The sequence below is a fragment of the Kibdelosporangium philippinense genome (assembly GCF_021390435.2).
GTDB lineage: Bacteria > Actinomycetota > Actinomycetes > Mycobacteriales > Pseudonocardiaceae > Kibdelosporangium > Kibdelosporangium philippinense.
Genome location: NZ_JAJVCN010000002.1, coordinates 329,907 through 354,480, shown reverse-complemented (window position 1 = coordinate 354,480; position 24,574 = coordinate 329,907). Strand labels below are relative to the sequence as shown.

General features: G+C 65.3%; 23 protein-coding genes. 14 read left to right on the top strand and 9 right to left on the bottom strand.

Annotation, left to right across the window (positions count from 1 at the left end; translation table 11 throughout):
• Window positions 1-618 precede the first annotated feature (618 nt).
• Together LWC34_RS20460 and LWC34_RS20455 are read left to right on the top strand one after the other, a co-directional pair.
• Window positions 619-1,515 carry an ROK family protein gene (locus LWC34_RS20460; RefSeq protein WP_233728781.1) on the top strand — a complete coding sequence of 299 codons (897 nt, stop codon included), beginning with the start codon at window positions 619-621 and terminating at the stop codon, window positions 1,513-1,515.
• A gap of 278 nt (window positions 1,516-1,793) precedes the next feature.
• Entirely contained in the window at window positions 1,794-2,276 is a 483-nt protein-coding gene (locus tag LWC34_RS20455) for a DUF3558 domain-containing protein (protein ID WP_233726772.1), read from the top strand.
• 28 nt (window positions 2,277-2,304) lie between these two features.
• On the opposite strand, the gene mctP is transcribed toward LWC34_RS20455, so the two are convergent.
• Window positions 2,305-3,948: a monocarboxylate uptake permease MctP gene (gene mctP / locus LWC34_RS20450; protein ID WP_233726771.1), complete on the bottom strand. Its 1,644-nt coding sequence runs from the start codon at window positions 3,946-3,948 to the stop codon at window positions 2,305-2,307.
• Complete coding sequence (locus LWC34_RS20445; protein ID WP_233726770.1) at window positions 3,945-4,220, bottom strand: DUF3311 domain-containing protein; 276 nt, start codon at window positions 4,218-4,220, stop codon at window positions 3,945-3,947. The genes mctP and LWC34_RS20445 overlap by 4 nt, the downstream gene beginning before the upstream one ends.
• A gap of 177 nt (window positions 4,221-4,397) precedes the next feature.
• Here LWC34_RS20445 and LWC34_RS20440 point away from each other — a divergent pair, with 177 nt between their 5' ends.
• A complete protein-coding gene (locus LWC34_RS20440) occupies window positions 4,398-5,240 on the top strand; it encodes a septum formation family protein (protein ID WP_233726769.1) in 843 nt (280 codons plus the stop codon).
• Here the strand turns inward: LWC34_RS20440 and LWC34_RS20435 are convergent.
• Window positions 5,229-5,387, bottom strand: a complete 159-nt coding sequence (locus LWC34_RS20435; RefSeq protein ID WP_233726768.1) for a hypothetical protein — start codon at window positions 5,385-5,387, stop codon at window positions 5,229-5,231. The genes LWC34_RS20440 and LWC34_RS20435 overlap by 12 nt on opposite strands.
• 298 nt (window positions 5,388-5,685) lie before the next feature.
• On the opposite strand from LWC34_RS20435, the gene LWC34_RS20430 reads away from it, so the two are divergent.
• Both LWC34_RS20430 and LWC34_RS20425 read left to right on the top strand, forming a co-directional pair.
• Window positions 5,686-6,333: a DUF6802 family protein gene (locus LWC34_RS20430; protein ID WP_233726767.1), complete on the top strand. Its 648-nt coding sequence runs from the start codon at window positions 5,686-5,688 to the stop codon at window positions 6,331-6,333.
• 486 nt (window positions 6,334-6,819) lie between these two features.
• Window positions 6,820-8,634, top strand: a complete 1,815-nt coding sequence (locus LWC34_RS20425; RefSeq protein WP_233726766.1) for a phosphoenolpyruvate carboxykinase (GTP) — start codon at window positions 6,820-6,822, stop codon at window positions 8,632-8,634.
• Window positions 8,635-8,798: 164 nt separating this feature from the next.
• On the opposite strand, the gene LWC34_RS20420 is transcribed toward LWC34_RS20425, so the two are convergent.
• The 4 genes from LWC34_RS20420 to LWC34_RS20405 form a co-directional block, all read right to left on the bottom strand.
• A complete protein-coding gene (locus LWC34_RS20420) occupies window positions 8,799-10,028 on the bottom strand; it encodes an NsdA family TPR-like regulatory protein (protein WP_233726765.1) in 1,230 nt (409 codons plus the stop codon).
• A 239-nt stretch (window positions 10,029-10,267) separates the two neighbouring features.
• Window positions 10,268-12,124, bottom strand: coding sequence for a dynamin family protein (locus LWC34_RS20415; protein WP_233726764.1), 1,857 nt, complete (start codon window positions 12,122-12,124; stop codon window positions 10,268-10,270).
• Window positions 12,121-12,453, bottom strand: coding sequence for a nucleotide exchange factor GrpE (locus LWC34_RS20410; RefSeq protein ID WP_233728780.1), 333 nt, complete (start codon window positions 12,451-12,453; stop codon window positions 12,121-12,123). Before LWC34_RS20410 ends, LWC34_RS20415 begins: the two co-directional genes overlap by 4 nt.
• Window positions 12,454-12,585: 132 nt before the next feature.
• Window positions 12,586-14,145, bottom strand: a complete 1,560-nt coding sequence (locus LWC34_RS20405; protein WP_233728779.1) for a dynamin family protein — start codon at window positions 14,143-14,145, stop codon at window positions 12,586-12,588.
• A 59-nt stretch (window positions 14,146-14,204) separates the two neighbouring features.
• Here LWC34_RS20405 and LWC34_RS20400 point away from each other — a divergent pair, with 59 nt between their 5' ends.
• From LWC34_RS20400 to LWC34_RS20390, 3 genes are all read left to right on the top strand, one after another.
• Complete coding sequence (locus LWC34_RS20400) at window positions 14,205-14,651, top strand: hypothetical protein (protein WP_233726763.1); 447 nt, start codon at window positions 14,205-14,207, stop codon at window positions 14,649-14,651.
• A gap of 94 nt (window positions 14,652-14,745) precedes the next feature.
• Window positions 14,746-15,909 (top strand): sensor histidine kinase, encoded by a 1,164-nt coding sequence (locus LWC34_RS20395; protein WP_233728777.1) that lies wholly within the window; start codon window positions 14,746-14,748, stop codon window positions 15,907-15,909.
• Between the two features lie 5 nt (window positions 15,910-15,914).
• A complete protein-coding gene (locus LWC34_RS20390) occupies window positions 15,915-16,571 on the top strand; it encodes a response regulator (RefSeq protein ID WP_233726762.1) in 657 nt (218 codons plus the stop codon).
• Window positions 16,572-17,211: 640 nt separating this feature from the next.
• On the opposite strand, the gene LWC34_RS20385 is transcribed toward LWC34_RS20390, so the two are convergent.
• Window positions 17,212-18,102 (bottom strand): SDR family oxidoreductase, encoded by an 891-nt coding sequence (locus tag LWC34_RS20385; RefSeq protein WP_233726761.1) that lies wholly within the window; start codon window positions 18,100-18,102, stop codon window positions 17,212-17,214.
• A gap of 206 nt (window positions 18,103-18,308) precedes the next feature.
• On the opposite strand from LWC34_RS20385, the gene LWC34_RS20380 reads away from it, so the two are divergent.
• From LWC34_RS20380 to LWC34_RS20355, 6 genes are all read left to right on the top strand, one after another.
• Complete coding sequence (locus tag LWC34_RS20380; RefSeq protein WP_233726760.1) at window positions 18,309-19,250, top strand: ABC transporter ATP-binding protein; 942 nt, start codon at window positions 18,309-18,311, stop codon at window positions 19,248-19,250.
• Window positions 19,247-20,005, top strand: coding sequence for an ABC transporter permease (locus LWC34_RS20375; protein ID WP_233726759.1), 759 nt, complete (start codon window positions 19,247-19,249; stop codon window positions 20,003-20,005). Before LWC34_RS20380 ends, LWC34_RS20375 begins: the two co-directional genes overlap by 4 nt.
• A 382-nt stretch (window positions 20,006-20,387) precedes the next feature.
• A complete protein-coding gene (locus LWC34_RS20370; protein WP_233726758.1) occupies window positions 20,388-20,894 on the top strand; it encodes a hypothetical protein in 507 nt (168 codons plus the stop codon).
• A gap of 67 nt (window positions 20,895-20,961) precedes the next feature.
• Window positions 20,962-21,603, top strand: coding sequence for a tRNA (guanosine(46)-N7)-methyltransferase TrmB (gene trmB / locus LWC34_RS20365; RefSeq protein WP_233728776.1), 642 nt, complete (start codon window positions 20,962-20,964; stop codon window positions 21,601-21,603).
• Between the two features lie 59 nt (window positions 21,604-21,662).
• Window positions 21,663-22,610 carry a nitric oxide synthase oxygenase gene (locus LWC34_RS20360; RefSeq protein ID WP_233726757.1) on the top strand — a complete coding sequence of 316 codons (948 nt, stop codon included), beginning with the start codon at window positions 21,663-21,665 and terminating at the stop codon, window positions 22,608-22,610.
• A 10-nt stretch (window positions 22,611-22,620) separates the two neighbouring features.
• Complete coding sequence (locus LWC34_RS20355) at window positions 22,621-23,931, top strand: amidohydrolase family protein (protein ID WP_233726756.1); 1,311 nt, start codon at window positions 22,621-22,623, stop codon at window positions 23,929-23,931.
• Here the strand turns inward: LWC34_RS20355 and LWC34_RS20350 are convergent.
• The gene (locus tag LWC34_RS20350) at window positions 23,903-24,562 is read right to left on the bottom strand and encodes an SDR family oxidoreductase (RefSeq protein WP_233726755.1); all 660 of its coding nucleotides are present in this window, start codon (window positions 24,560-24,562) and stop codon (window positions 23,903-23,905) included. The two genes, LWC34_RS20355 and LWC34_RS20350, sit on opposite strands and share 29 nt — an antisense overlap.
• Window positions 24,563-24,574: the final 12 nt, after the last annotated feature.

The window sequence follows — 24,574 nt, the reverse complement described above, 5'->3', positions numbered from 1 at the left end:
GGCAGCATCCCGGGGTCTTCCATATCCCGGGCAAACCCAAGGCACACGGCACGAGCCCGCCCCTGCAAGCAACAAGGCACAAACCTGGGAACGCCGCCGCACCACAAGTAACGAACCTGGGAACGCCGCCGTACACATGCACCCGAGAGCGGCCTGCGAGCGAAGCGAGCAGGCGTGAACAGGGCGCGTACACCGTCGCGCGTGTCTGCCGCTCCGGCATGGCATGTTGAACGCGCGAGCGGCGCACGGCGGCGAGTGAGCAGGCTGGTGGCGAGTCGAGCAGTTTGACACGCCGTGCCGGTGGGGCGGACACGCGGTAGTTCACCCCACCCAGCCCGGCTGGAACCTGCAGCGAACCAAACCGCAAGCCAAAGCCAAACCGCAAGCAACGTGCATTTCCCTGTGCCGCAAAGGCGGACACACTCTTCAGCAAAGGTGGACACGGTGTGCCGGAACGGTGGACACACCCTTCCGGAACGGTGGACACGGCGTTGGGTCATGGCGGGCTGGGAATGCAAGTTGGAGGTGCCGGAGTGGGGGACATTCCGGACACAGTAGGCAACCGAGTGGCCTAGACATCCCTCGATCGGGCGTCCTCCGTAGGGTGTTGGCGTGGGTATGACCGTTCTGGCGCTGGATATCGGCGGGACCAAGATCGCGGCAGGCGTCATCGACGAGCACGGTGAGGTGCTTGCGCACGCGACTCGACCCACTCCGCTGCACGACCCCGCCCATGCCTGGCAAGCCGTGCTCGATGCTTCGATGGAAGTGCTCGTTGGCCGGACAATCAACGGCGTCGGCGTGGCCTGTGCGGGCCCTGTCGACTCCACCGCTGGCACCGTCAATCCGATCAACGTGCCCTGCTGGGAGGACTTTCCACTCGCCGCACACCTGAGCCGGGAATTCGAGGTTCCGGTGAAGCTCGCGGGCGACGGGGTTTGTATGGCACTGGGCGAGCATTGGATGGGCGCGGGCCGGGGCGCCGATTTCCTAGTTGGCCTGGTCGTTTCCACCGGCGTTGGCGGTGGGCTTGTGTTGCAAGGCAAGCCGTATGGCGGACGCACCGGAAACGCCGGGCATATCGGCCACATCGTGGTTGAGCCCGATGGCCTGCCGTGCACCTGTGGCGGCAAGGGATGCGTGGAAACCGTCGCCGCCGGGCGGCACTTGGTGCAATGGGCAAGGCAACAAGGATGGCGCGCTCCCGAAAATGGCGACGCTGCACATCTCGCGGCCTCCGCGCTCGCCGGTGACGAGGTTGCCTTGGCGGCCTTTGAACGGGCTGGCCGGGCGGTTGGGATGGGGATCGCGGCCACCGCCGCGTTGTGCGACTTGGATCTCGCGGTGATTGGCGGGGGTATCGCGCAGGCCGGGGATCTGCTCTTTGATCCCGTTCGGCATGCGTTGGCCGAATACTCAAGATTGTCGTACGTCAACGCGGTGCGGGTAGTTCCGGCTCAGCTTGGCAGCCACGCGGGCATTGTCGGCGCGGCCGCGTTGATCATTGGCGCTTGATACACCGCATTTTCGAAATCCAATGCGCAGCAACTTTGATCAGTTGGTGAACAAAAAGGCCTCGATGGTCGCATCCGAGCATCGCGACAACTGATCAAGCGACAGAAATATATACGTCCAGTAGCCACCAATACGCGCACCGCGATTAGCGTCAAGCAGTCGCACACAACACACTCGAACGCAGCATCGACGAACCCGCCAATCCGTGGTTTGGTGGGCACCTGGAAATTCTTCTTTGTTCTGGGAGGCTCGGCGTGCCTGGTCGCGCCCTTACCGCGGTGCTGCTCGCAACCGGGTTGCTGGCTGGTTGCAGCGCGGTTAACGATCATTGGGACTTACCCATGTCGCCACTTGAGCGACCTTCCGACATCCCATTACAGGACCACGATGTGTGCGCGGCGCTGAATGCCGACCGGCTCTCCGCCGGCTGTCAGCTGATGACCGAGAACGGCACCGCGGAAATTCTTGTCTTCCCCCGGCTCGACGGCGGTTTACGCCACTACTCCGACTCGATCGACGGCCACACCATCAGATGGCTCGGTATCGACAAGTTTCCAGCGATCCAATTGATCGGCGCCAGTAGCGACGGGATCACCTCCTGCCGGGTCGCCCTCGATGTCGCACCGGATCAGGTTTTACTGATCGTCTATCGCCAGCAGGCAACCGATCAGGAACTGGCCCCGTGCAAACCGGCTCGCGAGTTCGCCGCGAAGGCACTTGCCGAATTGCAGCACACACAGAACCGGCCGGTCAGTCCATAGTGGACTAACCGGCCGGTTTCCTTGTCACCTAGTGGACAGCGACTTCCTTGAGCCGAGGGTCGCCCTCATCGGCGTGGTAGTCCGCATCCTGCGTCTGGTCGACGCCGTTGTGCACCTTGCGAGCCCGCAGAATCCACGTCACCACGATCGCGATGACCAGGTTCGCGAGCAATGCGACGAACCCGACGTAAATCTGCGTGCTCACGCCAGCGAACGGGTGCCAGCCGAAGATGCTGAGCTGCCCCAATGACAACGCCGAGCCGCCGAAGTGAGCCTTGCCCGCGGCCGGGTTCGGGATCTCGTAGAGCATCGCGAACCCGGCGACCATGCCGACGACCCAGCCGGCGACCAGCGCCCACCGGTGGAACCACCTGGTGTACAGCGAGATCGCCACCGCCGGCAGCGTCTGCAGGATGATCACGCCACCGATCAGCTGCAAGTCGATCGAGAACTGCGGGTCGATGAACAGGATGAACAGCACCGCGCCGAACTTCACGATCAGCGAGGCGAGCTTGGCCTGCTTTGCTTCCTGCTTCGGGTTGGCGTCCTTGCGGACGTACTCCTTGTAGATGTTGCGAGTCCACAGGTTCGCCGCGGCGATCGACATGATCGCGGCGGGCACGAGCGCACCGATACCGATCGCGGCGAACGCGATTCCGGTGAACCACGCGGGGAACTGCTGGTCGAACAGCACCGGCACGATGGTGTTGCTGTCCGGGCGCCCGGTGGCCTGGTTGGTCAGCGGCTTGGACGCGGCCTGGATGGCCACGAAACCCAGCAGTGCCAGCAAACCCAGCAACAGCGAGTACGCGGGCAGCGCGACCATGTTGCGCTTGATCACGCTACGGCCGCGCGAAGCCAGCGCGCCGGTCAACGAGTGCGGGTAAAGGAACAGCGCCAGTGCCGAGCCCAGGGCCAGGGTCGCGTACTGCAGCTGGTTGCTCGGGCTGAGCAGGATGCCGTCGTTCGGGTTCGGCGTCGCGTTGAACTTGGCCTCGGCCGTGTTGAAGATCGTCTCCCAGCCGCCGAGCTTGGACGGCAGGTAGAACACCGCGACCAGGATCACGATGTAGATCAGGATGTCCTTGACGAACGCGATCAGCGCGGGCGCGCGCAGGCCGGACTGGTAGGTGTAGACGGCCAACACGACGAACGCGATCAGCAACGGCAGATGCCCGAGGAAGCCGGAGCCGTTGAAGCCCATGGTGCGCAGCACCGCTTCCAAACCGACCAGCTGCAAGGCGATGTACGGCATCGTGGCGACAATGCCTGTGATCGCGACCAAAAGTGCCAGCGTGCGCGAGCCGTAACGGCCGCGCACATAGTCCGCGGGCGTGACATAACCGTGCACGCGCGACACCGACCACATCCGCAGCAACGGAAGGAACACGATCGGGTACAGGATCACGGTGTACGGCAAGGCGAAGAAGCCCATCGCACCGGCGCCGAACACCAGCGCGGGCACCGCGACGAAGGTGTACGCGGTGTAAAGGTCACCGCCGACCAGGAACCACGTGATCCACGATCCGAACTTCCGGCCGCCGAGACCCCATTCGTCCAGATGGTCCAGTGTGGCGCCGGCCTGCCAGCGCGCGGCGACGAAGCCGAGCACGGTCACTACGAGGAACAGGATCGCGAAGATCACGATCTCGGTCCATTGCAGATTGCTCACTTCGCGTCCCCCTCGTCAAGATCGTCAACACTCAGCTGGTCTGGTTTGTGACTGACCGGCTCGTCCTTGGTCTTGACGTACACGATCCACACGCACAGCACGCCGACGATGACGAAGGCGAACTGCGACCAATAGAAGAACGGCATCCCGAACAGGTGCGGGCCATCGAAGTTGATCAACGGTGTGATCAGCATGACCAGCGGAACCAGCAGCAGCAGGTTCCAGTTGTTCCACCGTAGGCCGTACCCGGTCTTCCCAGGTGACTCAGACATCGACGTCCTCACTCCGCGTCTCAGGCCATTGCGTTCGCCGGATCGTAGACGTGACTAAGCACCAGATGCATTACCTTCCTGGTGGGAGTTCACGGCCGGAACCAGCCAACCGGCGGGAGTATCCGAATCGTGACTTCACGCCGTCACAGAACGCATCCCGGCCGGTACGGTCACGTCATGCGGATCGCTTGGGGGCTGGCCGTATGCGCAGCCCTGCTCGGCATCGCCGCCTGTGACCCGGCCGCCGCCCCGGAACCAGCGCCGACATCGCCCTCATCGGGTCGTGTCACCGTGCCACCGAACATGTACGGCGCCGACCAGCCGAAACCGGGCCAGTGCCTGGACACCGGCAACGCCATCGTCGTCGACTGTGGTTCACCGCACGACGCCGAAGTGGTCAGCACGGGCAAGCTCACAGCAACGTCCATGCCGGACGAGGCGACCGCCGCGACCATGACGATGCCGCCGTGCCGCGAGAAACTGGCCGATTACCTAGGCGGGCAGGACATGGACGCGACCAATCTTGTGGCGATGCCGCTCTGGCCGAACGAGCAGCAGTGGAACAAGGGGGAGCGGTGGCTGCTGTGCACCGTCGCCGAGGTCGGCGCGGACGAGAAACCGTTGCACCGCACCGGATCGCTGGAAGACGCGCTGTTGAGTACCGACATGTTCCGCTACCAGACGTGTTCGGTGTCCTCGCCGTCGCGCGACGCGCGGGTTCGTCGTGGTCCGTGCGACGGTCCGCACCTCGGTGAGGCGCTGCCTGGCGTGATCAGCCTCGGCAAACCCGGATCGACGATGCCGAACACCGACACGATGAACCGGATCGCCAGCGAGAAGTGCCCAGCCGTGGTCAAGAAGTACCTCGGTGGTGAGAACAAAGAGGTTTCCGCCGCGTGGCGGCTGCCCAACGCGGAGTCGTGGGCCCGCGGATACACCAATCTGGTCTGTTACGTGGAAGCCACGCGCCCGGTCCGGGTCCGGCTGCGCAACTTGGGCCCGCTGACGCTACCCAGCTAGGTGGAGCCCGTCACGCGTGGGCGTGACAGGCTCCGTGTTGTGGTCCGCGGGTTCCTGGTCGGGGTCTGTCGACGTGAAAACAACCATCAACAGGGCGGCCAGTGCCAGCGCCATCATGGCCAGTCCGGCGACGATCATCTTTGACACCACCTCTCCTGTGTGTGTTCCTCGTCTCTTAATGACGTGCGGACCAGGGTCCTTGTTTCGGGTGGTTGTGGGCAACTGAGTTTCGAAGCGGTCTCGGGCAGGTCTCGTCCCCAGGCTGTGCACAGTTCTATCCACAGGATGTGGACAACTTCGGGCTTGCCCAGCTCCATGCCAGTGCACCACCAGTCACACTGTTCACACACGCCTCAGAGGATGTGGATAAGCCGGTTGGGGAACCATTGAGGCCTATCGTGAGTCCAACCCGCGTAACGAGACCTACTTCATCCGAGGGGGAGCGGTGTACGAAGACGCCGACCAGGACACCACCGCCACCGGTCATGGCGACGAGATGACCGTGACCGTCGATGGTGAGCAGTACGAGCTCGAGACCGAGTTCGACATCAACAAAGACGGCACCAACGACACCGCCATCGTGACCACCGACGACGGTGGCCAGGTCGCGTTCACCGACTCCGACAAAGACGGCGACGCCGACGTGGCGGTCGAACTCGACGACAAGGGCAACGTGGTCGGCGCCGCGCGGTACGACGAAGCCAGCGGCGAGTGGGTGCCGATCGACCCGAAGACCGGTGACGCCACCGGCGAGGAATCGTCCGCGGCAGGCGAGGGGACGCCGGCGGCATCGGCAACCGGCGACATCATTGTGGACGTTCCGGACGACCCTGAGGACATGAGCGCCGGAGCGGCCACAGTGGACATGAACAAGGACGGCAAGAACGACACGGCCGTCGTCCAGTCCGAGAATGGCGACGTGTACGCGTTCACCGACTCCGACGGGGACGGCGAGGCCGACCAGATGACGGTGATCGAGTCGGACGGCAGCGTCAGCATCTCGCAGCACACCGGCGAGGACGAGTGGGCCGAGGTCGAGAAAGGCCACCTCGACTCGCAGGGCAACTACGTACCGGACAGCCAGCGCAGCTGACCCGTAAGTCAACGAGCGGCCCGGTTATCCGACCGGGCCGCTTTCACATTTCCGAACTGACCTGCGTTCAGCAGGAAACCCTTGCAGCGCAAGGAAATCGGACAAAGTGGCGGCCGCCACAATGCTTTCGCCGACACCCGGCAAAAGGGTCACGGAATGTGCCCAATGCCCTTGACCGATTCCTGAACCGATCAGGAAATACCGCTGAACAGGAAAATTTCCCGGCGGGCACGGGTTATGTGGGAAAGCACACGTGCGCATTCGAGTGCTGAATCGATCCCCTTATCGGTCCGGTGAGGCAACCCACACGCCAGCTGTCGTTTAACCGGCCGTCACCTGGTTAATCTCGCTTCATCCCTTTTCACGGCACGCCCATCTCCTCCGGTGGGTGGGCGAAGCCATTGGTGAGGACGTCGAAGTCCCCGCGAGCTAGACAACGGCGTCCGTCGCGGGCTTTGTGATCCCCCAGTCAGGAGACGAGGCGACATGACCGCATTGGCCATCCCAGGTCTGGATTCCGCACCGACGGCGCACCAACGGCTTCTCGAGTGGGTGCACGAGGTCGCCGAGCTGACCACCCCGGACCGTGTGGTGTGGGCTGATGGTTCGGACGAGGAGTGGGAACGACTCACCGCGAAGCTCGTCGAAGCGGGCACGTTCACCCCGCTGAAGCAGAAACCCAACTCGTTCTGGGCCGCTTCGGATCCTGGCGACGTCGCCAGGGTCGAGGAGCGGACGTTCATCTGTTCGGTCGACCCACAGGACGCGGGCCCGACCAACCACTGGATGGACCCGGCCGAGATGAAGGCCACCATGACCGAGCTCTACCGGGGCTGCATGCGTGGTCGCACGATGTATGTGATCCCGTTCTGCATGGGCCCGCTCGACGCCGAGAAGCCGATGCTGGGCGTGGAGATCACCGACTCGGAGTACGTCGTCGTGTCCATGCGAGTGATGACCCGCATGGGTTCGAAGGCGTTGGCCAAGTTCGGTGAGGACGCCGACTTCGTTCCGTGCCTGCACTCCGTCGGCGCGCCGCTCGACGAGGGCCAGCAGGACGTGGCCTGGCCCGCGAACGAGACCAAGTACATCAGCCACTTCCCGGAGACCCGCGAGATCTGGAGCTACGGCTCCGGCTACGGCGGCAACGCGCTGCTTGGCAAGAAGTGCTACTCGCTGCGGATCGCCTCAGTGATCGGCCGCGACGAGGGCTGGCTGGCCGAGCACATGCTGATCCTCAAGCTGATCTCGCCGGAGAACAAGGTCTACTACATCGCCGCGGCCTTCCCAAGCGCCTGCGGCAAGACCAACCTGGCGATGCTCGAGCCGACGATCCCCGGCTGGAAGGTCGAGACGCTTGGCGACGACATCGCGTGGATGAAGTTCGGTGAGGACGGTCGTCTGTACGCGGTCAACCCGGAGGCCGGCTTCTTCGGCGTGGCCCCCGGCACGGACTGGCACACCAACCCGAACGCGATGCGCACGATCGAGCGTGGCAACACGGTCTTCACCAACGTGGCGCTGACCGACAACGGCGACATCTGGTGGGAAGGCATGGGTGAGCCGCCCGCGCACCTGACCAGCTGGAAGAAGGAAGACTGGACGCCGGATTCGGGCGAGCTGTCGAGCCACCCGAACTCGCGGTACTGCACGCCGATGTCGCAGTGCCCGATCCTGGCGCCGGAGTGGGACGACCCGAACGGCGTGCCGATCTCGGCGATCTTCTTCGGCGGCCGTCGTAAGGACACGATCCCGCTGGTGACGGAGTCCCGCGACTGGAACCACGGCACCTTCATGGGCGCCACCCTGTCCAGCGAGACGACGGCCGCGGCCAAGGGCAAGGTCGGCGTCGTGCGCCGCGACCCGATGGCGATGCTGCCGTTCATCGGCTACAACGCCGCGGACTACTTCGCACACTGGATCGCCACCGGCAAGCGCGCCGACGCGGCCAAGCTGCCGAAGATCTTCTACGTCAACTGGTTCCGCCGTGGCGAGGAGAACCAGTTCCTGTGGCCAGGCTTCGGCGAAAACTCGCGCGTCCTGAAGTGGGCGATCGAGCGCATCGAAGGCAAGGCGGCTGCCCAGGAAACCCCGATCGGCTACGTGCCGACGCTGGCCGACCTGGACACCGAGGGCCTCGACGCGTCGCAGGAGGACCTGGAGGCGGCGCTCAAGGTGAACCGCGAAGAGTGGCTCGCCGAGATCCCGCTGATCGAGGAATGGTTCGACAAGATGGGTGAGAAGCTGCCGACGTCGTTGAAGGACGAGCTGGCGGCTCTCAAGCAGCGGCTGAACGGGTAGTAGCACTCAAGCAGCGCCTGCCAGCGTAGCCAGGCGCAAAAGGCCCCGGGACGGCTCACCCGGGGCCTTTTCACACTTCAGCACAGTGCATTTCACTGTGCCGGAACGGTGGACACGGTATTCAGCAACGGTGGACACGGTGTGCTGGAACGGTGGACACGGCTTCAGGCTTGGGTTTCTTCCATGCGGGCCTTGAGGTCTTGGACTTCGCGGCTGGTGTGTTTGGCGACCTGTGCGGCCAGGGTGCGTAGGAGATCTTCGACCCGGCCGGAGCGCATGTGCTCGGCGGTGTCCAAGGCGCCTGCGGCAATGGTGGCCGCTTCGGCTGGGTCTCCGGTTTCCAGGGCGGTTGTGGCGAATTTGAGTTCGGCCAGCACTCTTGCGCGTGGGTACTTGTCGCCGAAACCCTTGCGTGCCAAGGCGAAGCGGGCTTCTGAGCCGGAGGCTTGCAGCGTCGCCAGGGTTTCGGCGGTCTCTCCGGCGTGATGGGCGGCGGTGTAGCGGTCTGTCCACAGTGGCGCGCAATCGTCCGGTGCGCGAGTGAATGTCTCGTCGGCGGCACCGATTGCTCGCAGGGCGTCCTGCGGACGTCTTCGCGCGGCCAATGCCTTGGCGTGCGCGACATGCACCATTGACCGCCGGACCGGGGCCAGTCGATCCGCACGGACAAGCGCACGTTCGGCGAGCGTGAGTGCCCGGTCCGGCTGACCCGAGTCGACGGCGAGGCGCACCATCCGCGCAAGGACCCGCGCACGCCGGTGCCAGTCGTCGGCCTCTTCGGTGCAAACCAAAGCGAAGCGGAAGTACCGGTTCGCTTCTTCGTACGCGCCCGTGTCGAACAGCTTGAACCCGCAGGTTCCCACGAGATCGGCGACCGCCTGGCACAGCGGCGTACGTAAGGCGGGCGGGCAGTCGGCGGTCATCAGCTGCCGTGCCCATCGGGCCTGTGACAGCGCGGCATCCAGCAGGGACCATCCGCCGTGCATGTGGTCCCAGTCGCTGAGGAATCTGGCCGCGCCGATGACGTCCCGGATGTGACGGCGGTCGACTACGGCAGGCACCGAATGCGGGGCCGCTGATCCCAGGTCACGCTCTCGTGATGGGCCGACTGGGACGACGCCTCGGCGGGTGTTGCGCAGGCCGAGCTGGGCGTCTGTGGTTACGTCCAGTATCGAACGCAGCGCTTCCCGGTAGAGCTGGCCCGGCCAGGTGATCACTCCTCGTTCGAGCTTGCCGATGTAGCCAGCGTCGATTTCGACGCGCTGGCCGTGCATCTGCCAGAGGTGGGCGTTGACCAGTTCGGCCAGCTCCTGGCGGGACAGGCAGTCGCCGGGGTGCTGGCGTGATGGCGTGCGCTCCCGCACCTCGCGCAGGAGTGTGTTCGATGTCGCCACGCTTTAACTCCCCCGTCGAAGGTGGCACCAACTCGTCGCCCAGCGTGATAGAGGTTGGCGGGGTTGTCAACCAGATCGTTCATAGACTTGTCAAGCATTTGCGCGATATCCGCCGCGATCCAACCTCGATGCCTCCCCCGTCGGCTCCCTCCTGCGGTGGACCGCCTGCTGGCAGAGTTTCTCGCCGAGGGGGGCGGGGGCGATCCGGTCCGTTGTCTCGGGGGCAGCGGACCGGATCCTCACACAGCGGCGGGCTTCACCTTCGCGGCACGGATCCGGGCGAGCAGGGCTTTCGCCGTCTCGCTGCCGGACTCGACCTGGGCGAGCTGCTTGTTCACGGCCTGAAGGCGTTTTGAGCGCTCGGTCGCGTCCAGCCGCATGGCCTTGTCGACTTCACGCAGCTCTTCCTCGATGCTGGCGATCCGGCGGCCGAGTGCGTCGTCCAGCGCCAGCGACAACTCCTGTTCGGCCTGGATCAGCTGGTCGGCGACCATCTGATCCAGGGTGGAACGGGCGTCCGCGATCGCGTCGGTCAGCCAGGTCTTCATGTGCTGCTTGTCCTGCGCGTGCCTGCGCGTTCGGGAAATCCACCAGCCCGCGCCGAGGCCGAGCACGATCGTCACCGGAGCCACGATCACGCCGAGCGTTCCAGCGGCCGCCGCGCCGAACAGTCCCAAGGGCAGGGTGGCGAGTTTGCCAAGGCCCACGCCGCCGGAGATGCCCATCATCACCATCAGCTTGTCTTCGGACGTGCCTGGCCGTTTCTCCGGACTGCGCAGCACGACCGGCGGCTGGCCCGCACGGGCGTACTGGGCCTGCAGCATCACCAGCTCGTCCGGGGAGAACAGCCCGATCAGCACGGTTTCGCCGATCTTGTTCAGCCTGGCGCCGACGGACATGCTGATTCGGCGGGAGACCAGCTGCAGCGCCGCGTCGACCTGGTTGGGCAACGCGGCGAGCGCGTCCCGGTCCGCCGCGTCGATCGCCTGGCGGAACCACGTCTGCATGTCGCGCATTTCGCGGCTGACTTCGTGGGTGTTCTCGACGCGCGTGCGCTGGATTTCGCCGCGCAGCTTCACCTGCCAGCCGCGGGCGGCTGATTTCCGTTGCGCGGTCAGCTCTTCTTTGCGGGCACGCAAGGCTTTGGCCTCGTCCGCGCCAGTGGTCAACGCGCGGGATTCCGCGGTCAGCTGGACCTTGACCTCGTCGAGTGACGTGGTCAGCGCGCGCATGGTGTTGGCTTCGGCGAGCATGGCCGCCTTGCCAATCACCAGCTCCTGCAAGGCTTCCGCCAACGCCGCAAGTCCCGACTTCTCCTTGAGCATGTCCGCGGCTTGTTGGTTGGGCGCCTTCTGCGCCATCTCGTACATCCGCGCCGAGACGGGGTAGAACATCGCGTCGGCGAACCGCGGTGCGTGATCACGCAGCAGTCCCTGGTTTGCCTCAAGGACCTGGCGCCAGCCGCGATATTGGTCCACTTTGGACAGCGCGAACAGCACGGTCTCGACGCGGTCGCCGATGTTGCGCAGGAAGTTCAACTCGCCAACGGTGAACGGCGCGGAGGCGTCGACAACGAACAGCAAGGCGGTCGCGCTGGCCGCGGCTTCCACGGCCAGCTCGCCGTGTACCGAGTCGAGCCCGCCGACTCCTGGGGTGTCCACAATGGAGATCTTGCTGAGCAGGTCGACCGGGCCGTCGATCTCCACATACCGCGGCGGCAGATGGCCTTCCGGCAGCTCGTGCGCGGCGGACACCCAGTTCACCAGCTGCGCGAGGTCGACCTGGATGGGCGCGAGGTGGCCGGGATAGCAGGCCCTTGCCTCCCATTGCGGGGCGTGGCCGAAGACCAGGTACGTCGCCGTCGCCACATCCGCGTCCACAGGAGACAGTCCTGGACGGTCGAGCAACGCGTTGACCAGCGAACTTTTGCCCCGGTTGGTCTCGCCGACGGTCACAACGGTCGGCTGGCGCCGTCGGCGGGCCCGCAGTTCCTCGACCCACGTGGCCGAATCCGGCGAGATCTCCCGCAGCAGCTTCAACATCTGCTCGCGGTGCTGGGCAACCTGCTTGGGCAGACTGGGTGCGGGCGCGGTCACGGTTGCCGGGCCTTGTACACAGTCACGATCGGCGCCCGCAGCAAGCGCCCACGATCAGCGAATCCCACCACTTCTGTCTCCGCCACCACGCCGTCCATCGTCACGTCCTGTGTCGGCACGGTACCGCCTGCTTCGTGCTGCGCCGGGTCGAACAGATCACCATCCGGGCGGATCGCGGCGACGCCGATGCCGTTGAGGCCTTCCTCGATCCGCTCGACCACGCCTGGACTGCGGGCGCGGTCGAGCGCGTACAGGCACAGCTGAACCAACGAATCCCGCTCGGACAGTGCCTGCTTGAGGGTCTCGTTCTTGTCGATGCCCGCGATCATCTCGGCACTGACCTCGATCGTCGCGTCGGTCGGATCGGTCTCGTCGTCGGCCTTCGTGCGTCGGAAAAGGGAAGCCAACGAGATCACCCTGTCTACGAAATTCTCGGGACGACTGAAATGCCGAAGCTACCGTTAGTTGCCGCGAAGTTGTTGCCAGATGAGGAAATAGGCTCGGTGCACGACATGCGCGACACGACTTTGTGCCGGTGTCGCACCGAAAGAGGCGAAAGAACGCCACCAGCCCGCGCGTTCCAACGCGTACGCGACCAACTCGTGCCGCGGACGCCCCTGCATGCCGAGTTGCTCGCCGATGTCCGCGCTGCCACCGACCCTGAGCACCTCCTCGGCCAGGTCCTCGGGCATCGCGACGGCGCCGGAGGTGACCAGCGTGAGCGCTTCGAGCAAGCGCAGCGCGTGCGCCTCCGGCTTGGCCAGCAGGACTTCGATCGCGTCGTTGACCCGCTGACGTTCACCCAGATCCCCGGATGCTTGGGCCAGCGCGGTCACGGACGCCAGCGCGGCAGCGGCTTTGATGCCGTCTGCCCTGGCACGGAACACCGCGTCCAACCTCGCCCGGACAGTCGCCAAGCCGGATGCGTCCAGCAGCTTGCGGCGCAAGGCGCCCGCGGTGAGCTCCGGCTCATCACGCACTGCCGCAACGGCTTGGCCGATGCCGTAGAGGTCAAGCTTTTCCAGCAGCCGCAGCCTGGTGCCGCTGGGCACGTCGCAGTCCCACGTGGTGAAGATGTCGGCGGAGACCAGCATCATGTCCCATGTGACGTCGTCGAGCTGGGCGAGCTGCTTCAACGCGTCGGCGTCGGCCTGGGTGAACCCGCCGGACTCGGCGGTCTCCGCGAGCAACCCGATCACTGGCAGGACGTCCGCGACACGCGGCTTGAGCGTGAGGGCCTGCTTCTCGGCGAGCAGGGACGCGGCTTTCCAGACGTCGCCGTCCGAACCGGTGACCGACTCGGGCGCGATCGTGTCCGCCTTGTTCAACACAGCGATCGCGTTCACCGGACCGGCTTCACGGCTGGCCGTCGCTGCCGTGAACGCCGCAAGCGCTTGCTGGTCGTCGGCGCGCACGCCTTGCGTCACGACATAGAGCACGGCTTCCGCGCCTGCGACCGCGTTGCGTGAGGTGTCGTCGAGCTCGTTCGACTCTTCCTCTTCTGGTTTGGCCGCGCCGAGGAGTTGCTCGGTCCGGGCGACCGACGCGGCGTCCAGCGAGCCGAGGCCAGGCGTGTCGATCACGGTCAGATCGCGCAGTACCGCGTTGGTCAGGTACGCCTCGATGTGGGAGACCTGGTCGAAGTCGACGTTCAGGGTCGCCGGGATCATCCCGTTCGCGTCGAACGGCAGGACCTGTTTGCGGCCATCGTTGAAGATCACTTCGACCCGGTCGACCGTGCCGTACTGGAACCTGGTCACCAATCGGGTGCACTCGCCGACGTCGGTCGGTGCGACAAGGCGCCCGATCAGGGCGTTGACCAGCGTCGACTTACCGGATTTGATCCGGCCTGCGACCGCGACCTGAAGCGGTGCGGACAGCCTGCGCAGCACTTCCCGGAACCCGGCCGCGGTATGGGCCGTGACCTGCGACTGCAGCCGGACACACAGCTGAGCGACAGCGGCCGACAGCGGGCCGGCCAGGTGCTGTTGCTGATCGGTCGCCGTGGTCACTCGTCGAATCGTGCCATGTACTGGGGACGCACGGTTGCAAACCCGCCATTCCGGGGTAACCACTCGGCATGGACACGAACAGCTACATCGCCTTCCTCGTGGTCGGTGTCATTCTCGTGGCCATCGACGGGCAGATCATCTATCGCAGCGGGCGGCGGTATCTCGAGCGTTCTCATGGCGATTCCGGTGCGGGCACGTCCATGGCGCGCCTGGTCACCGTGCTGTTCCACCTCGTGGTGCTCGGTCTGCTGATGCTCATATCCACCGTCGAGGTCGGAGATACCCAGACCGAGGGTGTTGTCATGCGGCTAGGCATCGTGTTGCTGCTGATCGCGGCGGCACACGGGGTGATCATGGCGATCCTCGCGCGGATCAAGGAGAGCCAGGTGCAGGAGCAGTTGGCGGAGGACATGACCCATCCACAGACCCTCCGGCACGAGCAAGCCCCTGAACCAAGCATCGACACGGCCCCGACCACGACAACCAACCCGCCTCCTCCGTATCTCTCGTCCTAATCAGCCTCCAGGGCGAGACGTGTCAGCCTCCGGCGCGACGCGCTGGGGGCTGGCGCGCGCTTAGGCTCTAGGGGTGCGACGGCTGAGCTTGTGGATGCGCGCGCATCCGACGTTCGGCGACTCGTTGCTGGCCCTGTTCCTGGTGCTGTTCGAGTTGCCGCAGGTGATAACCGCGCGCGGGGAACAGCCGTGGTGGGTGTTCGTCCTGGTGGACATCGGTCTGATCGCACCGGTCGTGCTGCGCCGGCGGCGCCCTTTCCTGGTCGGTTACGTGATCCTCGGAACGGCGTTCGGGCAACTGCTGCTGGACGGCTTCCTCGCGCCCGGCGAGTTGGTCCGGCCTGCGGACATGGCGCTCGGGATCGCGCTGTACACGATGGTGGTCTACGTCGGCCGTCGTCAGGCGTTGATCTACGGCATCTGGCTGACCGTCGGGACGATGTTGTGGGCTGGCACGCTGCTCAGGCCGACTACCGAGGCGTGGTGGGTCGCGGCTGCCGTGGTGATGGTGCTGTTCGCGTTCTGCTGGACGCTTGGCGAGTTCGTTGGCGCACGTCATGCGTACCAACGCGAGGTGGAGCAACGGCTACGGCTCTTGGAAGCCGAGCGTGACCACCAGGCGAAGATCGCCGTTGTCGAGGAGCGCGCGCGTATCGCCCGCGAGCTGCATGACGTGGTCGCGCACGCGGTGAGTGTCATGGTCGTACAGGCCGATGGGGCGCAGTACGCCGTGCACACCAATGCTGAGCTGGCCGAACGCGCGATCAAGACGATCTCGTCGACCGGGCGTGAGGCGTTGACCGAGCTGCGGCGGTTGCTTGGGGTGTTGCGTGCCGAGGAGAACGCGGACGAACGTACGCCGCAGCCCGGCACGAATTCGCTGAACGACCTGGCGGAACGGGTTCGGGTGGTCGGTTTGCCCGTGCGGCTGAAACTCAAGGGCGAGCTGGACGGCCTGCCAGCCGGAATCGGCCTGGGGATCTACCGGATCGTGCAGGAAGCGCTGACCAACACGCTGAAACACGCGGGCGCCGGTGCGTCCGCGGTCGTGCGCGTCGCGCGGATCGGCGACAACATCGAACTGGACATCACCGACGACGGCTTCGGCACACCGCACGAACTGGTGTCGATCTCCGGCGGAAACGGCCTGATCGGCATGCGCGAACGCGCGAACGTCTTCGGCGGGACGCTGCAAGCAGGCCCACGGCCCGGCGGCGGATGGCACGTCCACGCCGTACTACCAATCCAAGGAACATAGCGAACATGATCAGAGTGGTGCTGGTCGACGACCAGGAGCTGATGCGCGTCGGCTTCCGGATGGTCCTCGGCGCACAGCCGGACATGGAGATCGTCGGCGAAGCAGGCGACGGCGACCAGGCCGTTCAACTCGCGGCTGCACTGCGGCCCGACGTGGTGCTGATGGACGTCCGGATGCCGGTGCTTGACGGGGTCGAGGCAACCAAGCTGATCACCGAGGCTGGAACAGCGAAGGTGCTCGTGATGACCACCTTCGACCTGGACGAATATGCGTTGACCGCTCTGCGCAATGGGGCGAGTGGGTTCATGCTCAAGGACACTCCGCCTGATCATTTGGTGGCGGCTTTGCGTTCGGTTGCCAGTGGGGATGCGGTGGTTTCGCCCTCTGTTACCCGGCGCTTGCTTGACCGGTTCCTTGGGGCTTCTGGCGGGCAGCTGCGGGATGCTTCCGTGCTTGACGCTTTGACTGAGCGGGAGCGGGAAGTGCTTGTGCTGATGGCCCAAGGACTGTCGAACACCGAGATCGCCCGGAAGCTGTTTTTGTCCGAGGCCACGGTCAAGACTCACGTTGGCCGGGTCCTGGCGAAGCTGGAACTGCGTGACCGGGTTCAGGCTGTCGTGCTGGCTTACGAAACTGGGCTTGTTCGCCCAGGTGAGGCCTAGCCTCACGTGAGTGGTTTGTCCCATTCAAGGGCATACCCAAGTTCGAACTAACCACTCACGACAAAGAAAACCAGCCGAGCTGGAAAGAGTGTCGTGAGTGGTTAGTTCAATACCGGGACAAACCACTCACGAAGAGCCCGGCTGGAACGCAAGGTCGACCACACAAAGGAGCCCCGCTGGAACGCAGCCGAGCGGAGTTGCCTAAGGCTAATGAATGGGCTGTTGACCTGGATGTTTCGTGTGTCGCGGAACAGAGGGCGGTCGTGCACCGGCCGGAGCGAGGTGTGCGGGCCGAGTGTGGGGCGTTGAACGCCAATGCCAGGAGTTTCAGGCTTGCTGATCGGGCGTTGCTGGACCGTGTTCAGATCGGCGACCTGCAGGTTTCCCTGATGACACAGCGCGGAGGCTGCCATGGCCGCGGTCGCGCTGGCGTGCCACGACGTCGTGCGGGCGGTAGGCCGTTGCGAGGGGAAGATTCGGGGCGTTCAGCGCCGTCAAGGTGACCTTCACGGCACTCGATCCTGTCACAGGTGGGGAGAGTGTGGCAGGTGTGGCTGGTGAGGTGATCTGGCGTCCACAGTGGACTCCCGAATGCCTCGCAGGCCCCTTCGGCCTTCACGGCATCCAATTCCGGCACGGGTTACCTGTAATCCGCGGGATCGACGGTGTTCGGGTCCAGGCCTTTGCCGAAGATGTCTTCGTACCAGCGGCCCCAGTCCGGTTGGGTGCCGTCGAGGTCCGTGAAGTCGTACTCCCGCATCAGACTCCAGGATGACAAGGACTGACCCGACCAGCGTGCCACGTTCGGGTCCTTGGCGAGGGCGGCCACCGCGCGGCCGATGTAGTGGGGTGATTCGGCCATCGAGAAGTGGATGTCCTCGGCGATCGCGTCGCGCCACGTTGCCTCCGTGACACCGAAGCCTTCGAGCATTGCCTCGGATCGGATGAACCCGGGGGTCAGGGCCACGGCCGTGATGCCGTGCTCACGTAGCTGTTGGCTCATTGCCTGCGCTGTCCGGCGGAGGGCTGATTTGACCAGGAAGTACGGCAGGGCGACGCCGTGGTAGGTCTCGTCGTCGCCGTCGGTCACTTCGATGACGAGGCCGGAGCCTTGCCGGACCATCAGTGGCAGCAGTGTGTGCAGCCCGATCAGGTGGGTTTCGATTCCGTTGCGGTGCACCGACAGTGCTTTGTCCAAATCGGATTCCCAGAAGGGGGTTCCGTGCTCTACGAACGGGTCGCCGCCCCACACGTCGTTCACCAGGATGTCCAGGCGGTCAAGGCGGGACGCCAGCTCTCGCACGTCCGAGGCGACCGTGAAGTCGCAGCGGACCGGGATTCCGTTACCGCCCGCCGCGGTTACCAGTTCTGCTGTGTCCTCAATGGTCTCTGGGCGGTTCATTGGGCTGGTGGATGACCGCGTTGTCCGGCCGGTCACGTAGACCGTCGCGCCGATCGCGCCCAGTTCGACCGCGATTCCACGACCGCATCCTCTGGTCGCGCCCGCGACCACGGCGACCAGTTCAGTCATTGCGACACCTTAGGACAAACCACTCACGTAGGGGGTGGCAACTCAGGGACAGATCGGGGTTTTCACGGATCGCAGGTTGGCTGGATGTCCGCCAGGCTACGACTGCGAGTTGACCCCGAGTTGGCACCACGGGACGACGCGGTCGGACAGGTGGGGCGAACAGGATGGTCACATCGAGGCGGGACTCAGACTTCCAAGGAGCGATCATGATCGAGGCACGGGGCCTCACCAAGCGATATGGGAAGACCCTCGCGGTCAACGATCTGTCGTTCACCGTTCAGCCCGGCCGGGTCACCGGCTTTCTCGGCCCGAACGGCGCTGGCAAGTCCACCACCATGCGGATGATGCTCGGTTTGGACAACCCGACCTCAGGTGTCGCCCTCATCGACGGCAAGAACTACCGCGAGCTGCACAACCCGCTGCGCAAGATCGGCGCGCTGCTGGACGCCAAGTGGGTGCACCCCAACCGTTCGGCGTACGCGCACCTGCAGTGGATGGCCGTGTCCAACAAGATTCCGGTTCGCCGGGTGGACGAGGTGCTTGAGCTCGTCGGTCTGACCGCGGTCGCCAAGAAGCGCGCGGGTGGGTTCTCCCTCGGTATGTCGCAGCGGTTGGGGATCGCGGGCGCACTGCTCGGCGACCCGGAGATCCTGCTGTTCGACGAGCCGGTGAACGGCCTCGACCCTGAGGGCATCCTCTGGATCCGCAAGTTCATGCACCGGCTGGCCGACGAGGGCCGGACCGTGCTGGTGTCCAGCCACCTGCTGTCGGAGATGTCGCTGACCGCGCAGGAACTCGTCGTGATCGGGCGCGGCAAGCTGATCGCCCAGAGCTCCACTGAGGACTTCATCCACGCCGCGACGGAGAACACCGTCAAGGTGCGCAGCCCGCAGGCGAGCAAGCTGCGTGACGCACTCATGCGGACCACCAATGCCACGCTGCGCGACGACGCCGACGCCCTGGTCGTGTCTGGTTTGGACGCTGCGCAGATCGGTGAGATCGCCGCGGCCAACCAGGTCGTGCTGCACGAGCTCAGCCCGCAGCGCGGTTCGCTCGAAGAGGCGTTCATGCAGCTGACCGGCGACTCCGTCGAATACCACACCGAACTTGCCCAGGCCGTTGACCAACTGGTGGATGTGAACCGATGACCCTGCTCGCTGTCGAACGAATCAAGCTCTTCTCCACCCGGTCACCGTGGTGGTGCATGGCGCTGGCACTTGGCCTGATGGTCGGGTTCGCCGCACTGGTCAGCGCGTCGGCCTCCAACGCGGGCGAGCTCTCCGTGCCGATGAGCCAGTTCGGGTTCACCTTCGCCTTGGCGGTCATCCTCGTGCTCGCCACGCTGTCGGTGACCACCGAATACCGCTTCAACACCATCAGGACGACGTTCCAGGCGGTGCCGAGCCGCACGTCCGCCTTGTTGGCCAAGACCACTGTCGTCGCGTTCGTCTCCGGCGTCCTCGGCCTGATCGCCGCGTTCGGTTCGGTCGGCATCGCCATGCTGATCCAGCCGGACGCCAACCTCGCGCTCAACAGCGAGGCCGACTGGCGGCAGGTCGCCGGTACAGGTCTGATCACGTTCTTCGCCGCTGTCGTGGCGATCTCGGCCGGCATCCTGATCCGGCACACAGCAGGCGCCGTGTCGCTGCTGCTTGCCTACTCGCTCGTGGCCGAGAACCTCGTCCAGCTGATTCCGAGCATCGGCAGGGACATCCACCAGTGGCTGCCGTTCAACGTCGCCAACCGGTTCCTCACCGGCAACCCGGATCTCGCACAGGTCGTCGACGGGCCAGGCAGTTCCACGAGCACGCTCGCCCCATGGGCAGCGCTGGCGTACTTCGCCGGCTTCGCCATCGTCATGCTGGTGATCGCCATCGTCACGGCAAAGAAGCGGGACGCCTGAACGAAAGAACCACCTGGCGGGTCTGTCGGGGGACGTGCCAGTGGATACGGGGGAATGAGAGCCCGGGTCACCTGTCGGGGGGTGGCCCGGGTTTCTTTGTTGGTCTGGTCACCCACGGTTGCGATCACCGGTCGAGCTTGCAAGGATGTAACGAAGCGATCTAGCGCATGCGGCCCGGTTAAGACCACGTTAAGAGGCTGTGAGGTGCCGCACTTATCGCGGACAACGATGTTCGACTAGCGCTCAGATCGATGTTGACTCCGTCACGAACCATCGGAGGTGGACGTTGACGGTCGCCGATGTAAGCGCACCTACGGAACCGCCGGAGCCGGTCATGCCGAACAACGGCATGGGGCCCCGACGGGCACTACGAGTCGAACCGATGATCGAGCTCGAATGGTCACAGGCCATCGAGCCCCATACCGCGTTGGCATCCATCGCGGCCGCGACGAAACCAGCTGAAGCCCGGCGTGCGTGGGTCCATCGTGCACCAGAGGACCAAGTACTGACCCTGTACCGCTCAGCGTCCGAAGTCGACCCAGAGCTGGCCGCCCCGTGGTGGCTGAAGGCGTTGGCAGCAGGCGAATTGACCTCACGGGCGGAAGGTTTCCTACTGGAGGACCGGGTCGGCAAGTTGCTGGATGCCCGTCCTGGCTGGGTTTTCGTGCCGTGGAGCAGCGATGGTGACTGCGGCTACTGGGAATACATGCCGTCCGAACGTCGAGTATCCGGGCCTGCCGTGCCGACCACGCTCGTGCTCACCGACCGGCACACCGGCTGGCTCGACATCTATCCCGTGCATCTCACGACCGGCAAACCGACCCCACTCGCGGTGAAGGGGATGGGCGACCTGCGGTCCAACCTCGCCCGCTGGGAGAGCGTGTTCTAGCTTTTCCGACGTGGAACAACAGCTACACAGGCGCACGATCGTCAGCTACGTCCAGCGTGGCGGGCGGATGACGGTAGGCCAGGAACGGGCATGGGAGCGCTATTGGCCGCAGCTCGGCCAGGAGATTTCTGACCTGCCTTCTGGTCCGTTGGACGCTGGGGCATGGTTTGGACGGTCGGCGCCGGTCGTGCTGGAGATCGGTTCGGGGATGGGCGAGACCACGGCGAAGCTGGCCGCCGCCGCACCGGACGTGAACTATCTGGCCGTCGAGGTATACCAAGCAGGCTTGGCGCAGCTGATGATGCGCGCCGCCGAGCTTGAGCTGACCAACCTCCGGCTGCTGCGTGGCGACGCGGTCATCCTGCTCACTGAACACATCGCGCCGGACTCGTTGTCCGAGGTTCGGCTGTACTTCCCGGACCCTTGGCCCAAGAAGCGGCACCACAAGCGACGGATCGTCCAGCCGGATTTCGCTGCACTGGTCGCTTCACGACTGGCGCCTGGCGGGCGGTTCCACATGGCGACCGACTGGGAGCACTACGCCGAGCACATGATGGAGGTGTGCTCCGCGGAACCCGCGTTGCGCAACGTGTACGACGGGTGGGCGCCACGGCCGGAATGGCGTCCGGTGACCAAGTTCGAGTCGCGGGCGCATACCGAAGGACGGGAAATCCGCGACCTGATCTTCGAAAAGGCCCACGCAGGGTAGTTCGGCAATACCCGACCAGGTAGTTGAGTCGATTAGGGCATTCGGCCGATAAGCACTGCGTGACTGCCCTGTTATCGACTGAGCTTGTCGCCGCCGAGGAGTTCCTGCACCGGTACCACGGTGCCCGCCCGCGTGCCGGGCATGTGCAGGCCCGCCTCGGCAAGGTCCGCGCGCAGATCGCGGAAACCGGGACGTACGAACACACTCGTGCGGAACTGGCATACGGCGCGCGGATAGCGTTGCGCGACAGCGGTGTGTACACCGACGGAGTTCCATGGCGCGAACTGCTGGTCCGCGACCTTCGTGCGGCGAGAACCTCGACGCAGGTCGCGACCGGGTGCGTGCAGCACCTGCGGCTCGCGGCTGGCAAGGGGCGGGTCCGTCCAACGGTGACGATCTTCGCGCCGGACAGTCCACGGTTGGTCAACGAACACCTCGTGCGCTACGCGGGATACGCGCAGCACGGCCAGGTGCTGGGCGACCGTCGGCATGTCGCGTTCACCGAGACTGTCCGCAAGATGGGCTGGCGGCCGCCGACCGCGCGCAGCGCCTTCGACCTACTGCCGTTGGTGGTGCAGGACGAGGAGCAAGGCGTTCGGTTGTTCGGGCTGCCACGCGACGTCGTGCGTGAGGTGCCTTTGGAGCACCCGGAGCTGGGCTGGTTCGTGGATCTTGGGCTGCGCTGGCACGCGGTGGGCGCGCGCTCGCAGCGGCTGGCGATCGGCGGCATCGAGTATCCGGTGGTGTTCAACGGGATCTACATGTCCTCGGCGATTGGTGCCGACGCGTTGGGCGCCGACGGCGCATACGGATTCGGCCGGGTCATTGCCGAACACCTGGGGCTGGCTACCTCAAGCGACGAATCGCTGTGGCGAGAACGCGCCGCGCTGGAGCTCGACCGTGCGGTCCTGCACTCATTCCACGCAGCTGGGGTGACGATCGCGCCGCGTGAGGCTCGGCCGCAACGACGTGAGCCAGGGAAGTATCGCCCTAGTTTCCTGGGATAGCGTTTCCAGCATGCGTCAGCGTTTGCGTGCTCCGATCATCCTGCCGTGCGACCCGGATTGCTCTGTGCTGCGGGATGCCGTGCTGGACATTGAGGACAACGGCCGCATCGGGTACGTCGGCCCGCTCGCCGACGCGCCCGGCGACGAGCCGATCACCGACGTGTCCGGAATCCTGGTACCAGGCCTGATCAACGCGCACGCGCACACCCCGATGACGGTCCTGCGTGGAATGGGCGGCGACCTGCCGTTGCTGCGCTGGCTGCAGGAAGTCATCTGGCCAGCCGAGGCGCAGTTGAGCGCGGCGGACATGCGCGCCGGGATGCTGCTCGGGTCGGTCGAGATGCTGCGCGCTGGCGTGACCGCCAGTGTGGAGATGTACTTCCACCTCGATCAGCTCGCCGACGCGGTCCTGCAGACCGGCGGCCGCGCGGTACTGACCGGCGGGATCATCGAGGCGCCCGGTTTCACGTGGCGTTCGCTGCTTGAGGACGTCAGCACGCTGATCGACACCGAGGGTCTGCGGTTCGGCGCGGGCGACCGGATCGAGATCGGATACGGCCCGCACTCGGCGTACACGTTGACGCCGGAGGTGCTGACCGAAGTCGCTGCCGCCGCGCACGAACGTGACGCGCTCATGCACATCCACGTGGCCGAAGCGTCCTTGGAGGACACCGTCGCGCGTGCTTCGCACGGTTCGGTGCCCAAGTTGCTGGAATCGTTGGGTTTCTACGGCGGACGCGTGCTCGCGGCGCACTGCGTGCATCTGTCCGACGAGGACATTTCGATCTTCGCCCGGCACGGTGTCGCGGTCGCGCACTGCCCGGGGTCGAACGCGAAACTGGCGTCCGGCATCGCGCGGATCCGCGACCTGCGCGAGGCAGGCGTGACCGTCGGCCTCGGCACGGACGGACCGGCCAGCAACGACGACCTGGACCTGTGGGAAGAGGTCCGGCTGGCCGCGATGCTCAGCCGTTTGTCCACTATGGACGCTTCAACCCTGATCGCGCCGGATGTCCTGTTGATGGCAACCCGGATGGGCGCGGCCGCGATCGGCCGTGACGACATCGGCGCGCTGGAAGAAGGCCGCTGGGCGGACATCGTGCACATCTCGACCGACGCACCCGCGTTCTCGGCAGGCGTCGACGTGCCCGACGCGCAGCTGCTGTCCAATGTGGTCTGGGCAGCCGGTTCGCGGCAGGTTCAGGATGTTTGGGTCGCGGGCGACCAGGTTTTGCGGTCGTTTGAGCCGACGCGGGTTGACCGTTTCGAGGTTCAGGCCAAGGCAGGCGCTGTCACCCAGCGGTTGCTCTCGGGCGGATGATCACTTCGGCGGGGTGCGCGTCGGCGGGCATCGTGATGGCGTTCAGGACAGCCTGGGCGACCGTGTCCGGTTTGAGGTACTTCTCCGGCTGGTAGTCACCTTGCTCGGCGGCTCGCACCCCACGCTGCATCTCGGTGTCCGTGCGGCCGGGGAAGACCGAGGTGACCCGAATGTCCGGTTCCTCGGCCCTGAGCGCGTCGGCGAAGGCCCTGAGGGCGAACTTGCTGGCGCCGTAGGAACCCCAGTTCGGGTTCACGCGCAGGCCAGCGCCCGAGTTGATCAGGATGACGTGCCCGTTTTTGGCCCTGAGCTTGGGCAACAGGATCCTGGTCAGCTCGGCGACCGCGATCACGTTCAGCTCAAGGGTGTCGCGCCAGGTCTGCACCGAGGTCTCGCTCAACGGGCCCAACTGGATCACGCCCGCACTGTGCACCAGCACGTCCAGGTCGGGGATTTCGGCCGTCTTGTCTTCGAGGCTGTCCAGGTCGCGCAGGTCCACCGGCCATGGGTGGCCCGGCAGGCCATCCGGGATCTTGCGGCCGCCAAGCCACACCTCGTGTGTCGGCGCCAGGACCTGCGCAATCGCCGCCCCGATACCGCCGGACGCACCCGTCACCAAAGCTGTTTTCACGACTTGAACCCT